The sequence below is a fragment of the Corallococcus sp. 4LFB genome (assembly GCF_046520365.1).
GTDB lineage: Bacteria > Myxococcota > Myxococcia > Myxococcales > Myxococcaceae > Corallococcus > Corallococcus caeni.
Genome location: NZ_JBKGHJ010000669.1, coordinates 1 through 3,611 on the forward strand (window position 1 = coordinate 1; position 3,611 = coordinate 3,611).

The 3,611-nt window shown below is 71.6% G+C and carries 3 protein-coding genes and 2 pseudogenes; 2 read left to right on the forward strand and 3 right to left on the reverse strand.

Annotated elements, in window-relative coordinates; translation table 11 throughout:
- Positions 1 to 292: pseudogene (locus ACLEQD_RS39200) on the forward strand (dienelactone hydrolase); the annotation flags it as partial.
- Positions 293 to 301: 9 nt separating this feature from the next.
- On the opposite strand, the gene ACLEQD_RS39205 reads toward ACLEQD_RS39200, so the two are convergent.
- Positions 302 to 991, reverse strand: a complete 690-nt coding sequence (locus ACLEQD_RS39205) for a response regulator transcription factor (RefSeq protein ID WP_410391005.1) — start codon at positions 989 to 991, stop codon at positions 302 to 304.
- A 386-nt stretch (positions 992 to 1,377) separates the two neighbouring features.
- Between ACLEQD_RS39205 and ACLEQD_RS39210 the strand changes: the two genes are divergently transcribed.
- A complete protein-coding gene (locus ACLEQD_RS39210; RefSeq protein WP_171411897.1) occupies positions 1,378 to 1,773 on the forward strand; it encodes a response regulator in 396 nt (131 codons plus the stop codon).
- A gap of 30 nt (positions 1,774 to 1,803) precedes the next feature.
- Here ACLEQD_RS39210 and ACLEQD_RS39215 read toward each other — a convergent pair whose 3' ends face one another.
- Together ACLEQD_RS39215 and ACLEQD_RS39220 are read right to left on the reverse strand one after the other, a co-directional pair.
- Complete coding sequence (locus tag ACLEQD_RS39215) at positions 1,804 to 3,114, reverse strand: ABC1 kinase family protein (RefSeq protein ID WP_410391003.1); 1,311 nt, start codon at positions 3,112 to 3,114, stop codon at positions 1,804 to 1,806.
- Positions 3,115 to 3,188: 74 nt separating this feature from the next.
- Positions 3,189 to 3,611, reverse strand: a pseudogene (locus ACLEQD_RS39220) (serine/threonine protein kinase); the annotation flags it as partial.

Below are 3,611 nucleotides of genomic sequence, written 5' to 3' on the forward strand. Positions count from 1 at the left end.
GGAGGCCGTCGTGTCGCGCGGCGGCCGCCCGGACCTCGCGGGCGCGGTGCTGCCCAAGGTGCGGGCCCCCACGCTGCTGCTGGTGGGCGGCGCGGACACGCTGGGCCTGGACATCAACCGCCGGGCCTACGAAGCGCTCCGCACCGACAAGCGCATGGACATCATTCCGGGTGCCACGCACCACTTCCAGGAGGACTCGGAGCTGGAGCAGGTGGCGGAGCTCGCCGGGGAGTGGTTCCTCCAGCACCTGGGCGGCCTCCGGGACGGCGCGGAGGAGCGCGCGGCGCCCTGACTCAAGGCCTCAGGCCAGCACGGGGCGGGTGACGCCCAGCTCGCACGCCAGCACCGCGAGCTGGGCGCGGTTCTCCGGCCCCAGCTTGCGGTAGATGCTCGTCAGGTGCGCCTTCACCGTGCGCTCGGTGATGCCCAGGTGCGCGGCGATCTTCAGGTTGTCCGCGCCCGCCGCCACGTAGCCCAGCACCTCGCGCTCGCGCAGGGTGAGCCGCGACAGCGCGGAGGCCGGCATGTGGAGGTTGTCCAGGGGGATGGCGTTGGCGTGGAGCATGTCCACGGGCAAGAGCCGCTCGCCCCGGGCCACGCGCTCCACGGCGCGCACCACGTCGTCACACCCCACGTTCAGCTTGCACAGGTAGCCCGCCGCGCCCGCCTGGAAGCAGCGCTCCACCATGTCCGGCGCCTGGTAGCCGGACAGCACCAGCGCGCGCACCTGCGGATGGAAGTCGTGCAGGTACTTGAGCGCGCTCAAGCCATCCTCCGTGCCCTCGCGGCCCACGTGCTCCAGCCGCAGGTCCACCACGGCCACGTCGGGCGCGGCCGCGCGCACGTTGGACAGGAACGTGCCCGTCTCCGCGCACCGGGCCACCACCTTCATCCCCGCGCCTTCGAGCAGGGCCACCAGGCTCTCCCGGAACACCTGCTGATCCTCCAGCAGCGCCACGCGGATCTCCCGGCCCGTCGAGTTCAGCTCCATCGATGACACCCTTGTCTTCCCGTCGTTGGTCATCACCCCCCTGGGAAGGGACATCCACGCTATGCCATCCGGACGTTCGCGGCGAAACGACTCCCTGCCCCTCCCGTCCCATGGAGAAACGCAGCGGACATTCCATCGCGGTGAACCCAGACGAGGAGTGCGCCCGGGATGCCCCCGGGCGGGGGTGATCCTCGAGGCGCGGACCGGCTGCCCACCCGCCAGGGTGAGGCGTGTGGTTTCAATTGGAAGTTTCCAGAAAATTCCAGGGATGCTGGCCAGCAGGGAGGGGGGTGGGTCATACTCGGGAAGTGCCCGGGTCACTGTCTTCCTTGGGGCGGCATCTTGCCGGCCGGGGCACCCAACTGTCGGTTCCAGGGGGAGCCACCATGTCGGAGCTCAAGATTCGCGTCCTCATCGTGGACGATGACCCGGACCAGCTGGCGCTGACGGAGCGCTCGTTGACCTCGTACAACTTCGAGGTGCGCACCCACCGCTCGTCCCTGGGGGTCTCCAACCTGGTGCGCACCACGGCGCCGGACCTGGTGCTCCTGGACGTGAACATCCCCGCGCTGAGTGGAGACAAGGTGCTGGCGCTGGCGCGGCAGCAGGCCCCGGAGCACACGCGCTTCGTCCTCTACTCCGCCTCCGACGAGTCGAAGCTGCGCGCGCTGGCGCTGGCGGCGGGCGCGGACGGCTACCTCTCCAAGAGCACGCAGGGCGCGGACCTGGCGCGCAAGCTGGAGCGGCTGCACAAGCGCCCGCGCGCCGCCGCGGGCACGTAGCGCCGCCCTGCCCCGCTCACCGCTCGGGGCTCACTCGCCCACGAGCGCGCCGACCTCCAGGAACACCTGGCGGAAGTCGCCGGCGGCGCCCACGAGCCGCAGGTTCTGCGCCAGCCCGCCGGTGGCGCGGAAGAACATCATCGCCTCCGGGGGCGGCCGGATGCGCATCATGCGCGCGGCGTTCTTCGTGAAGTGGTTGCGCATGTCGCGGTTGATGTCGCAGGTGCCGTAGTCATACGGAGAACCGCGCATGGGCCGCCCGGCGATGTGCAGCACCTCGCGCAAGAGCACCTCCGCCTCCGGCTCCGGCAGCTCCACGGAGAAGCCCACCTCGCGGCACAGCCCCAGCACGTCCAGCGTCTCCAGCCGCAGCGCCTGCTGGAACATGCGGCGGTTGGCCGCGACGAAGCCCGGGGTGAAGCGCTTGATGGAGCCGAAGTCCAACAGCCCCATGCGCCCGTCCGGCATCACCATGAAGTTGCCGGGGTGCGGGTCCGCGTGGATTTCGCCCGCGTCCAGGAACGGCCCGTAGGTGGCGCGGATGAGCTGGCCCGCGACGCGGAAGCGCGCGTCGTTGTCCGGCGACGTCAGCACCCAGTCCTTGAGCGTCTGGCCCTCCAAGAGCTCCAGCGTGAGCACGCGGTGGGCGCTGCGCTCCTCGATGACCTGGGGCACGTACAGGTCCGGCAGCCGCGCCACGCTCTTCGCGAAGCCCTGGGCCAGCTTCGCCTCGCGGCGGTAGTCCAGCTCCAGCATCAGCTCGTCGCGGAACTCCTGGAAGTACGCGGTGCCGTCCATCATCCGCGACGTCCTGGACACCGTCTTCACGACGAGGCCCAGGTTGTCCATGTCGTGGCCCATGGACGCGTCGATGCCGGGGTACTGCACCTTCACCGCGACCTTGCGGCCGTCGTGCAGCACCGCGCGGTGCACCTGGCCCAGCGACGCGGCGGCGAGCGCCTCCGGGGAGAACTCCTGGAACAGCGCCTCCGGCGGCGCGCCCAGCTCCTGCTGAATCACGCGCGACACCTGCGCGTAGGACATGGCCGGGGCCTGGTTCTGCAGCCGGGCCAGCATCTGCCGCACCTCCGGCGTGAGCAGGTCCGGGTCCATGGAGAGCGCCTGGCCCAGCTTCATGGCCGCGCCCTTCATCTCCCCCAGCGTGGCCACCAGCTTCTCCGCGGTGCCCAGGCTGAGCAGGTCCGTGGGGCTGCTCCCGGAGAGCTGTTTGGCGCCCGCCTTGAGCACCTCCGTGCCCACGTGCATGGAGAGGCCCGCCAGCTTGCGCAGGCGGTTGAAGCGCCCCTGGGGCGGCAGCTTGTCGTCGGGTTCGGAAGCCATGGGAGAGGAGGAGTTAACGGGGACTGCGCTCCCATACGCAAGACGACCCCCGGCTGGATGCGAACCCGGCACCCCTACCGGGGGGCGGCCGAGCCCCGCACCCGGGCCCGGAGGAAGCGCCAGCGCTTGAGCCCCTCCAGGTCCAGCGGGTCCGCGCGGACCGCCAGCTCGTAGGCGGCGAGCGCCTCCTCCAGCCGGCCCACGGACGCCAGGGCATCTCCGGACAGCCGGTGCACGGCGGCGCGGCCCTCGCGGCCGGTGTTGCCCGCGAGGAAGCGGCGGCGGCACTGCTCCAGCATGGTGGCGGTGAGGCCCGCGGCCAGGCACCGCTCGATGCCCTCCACGTTGCCCAGCGTGGCGTCGTACTCCACGCGCCGCTCCACGTCGGCCCAGCGTGTCGGAGCGCCCGGCCACGCCGCTCCACGCGCGCGGTCCACCTGGGCCCGCTGGCCCTCCGGACCAGCCGGCCGGGCCTTGAGCAGCTCCAGCGGCCCGCG

What these genes read in the sequence shown, in the direction of transcription:
- ACLEQD_RS39210 (WP_171411897.1), top strand. Translation starts at nt 1,378, where the DNA reads ATGTCGGAGCTCAAGATTCGCGTCCTCATCGTGGACGATGACCCGGAC.
- ACLEQD_RS39205 (WP_410391005.1), bottom strand. Translation starts at nt 991, where the DNA reads ATGGAGCTGAACTCGACGGGCCGGGAGATCCGCGTGGCGCTGCTGGAG.
- ACLEQD_RS39215 (WP_410391003.1), bottom strand. Translation starts at nt 3,114, where the DNA reads ATGGCTTCCGAACCCGACGACAAGCTGCCGCCCCAGGGGCGCTTCAAC.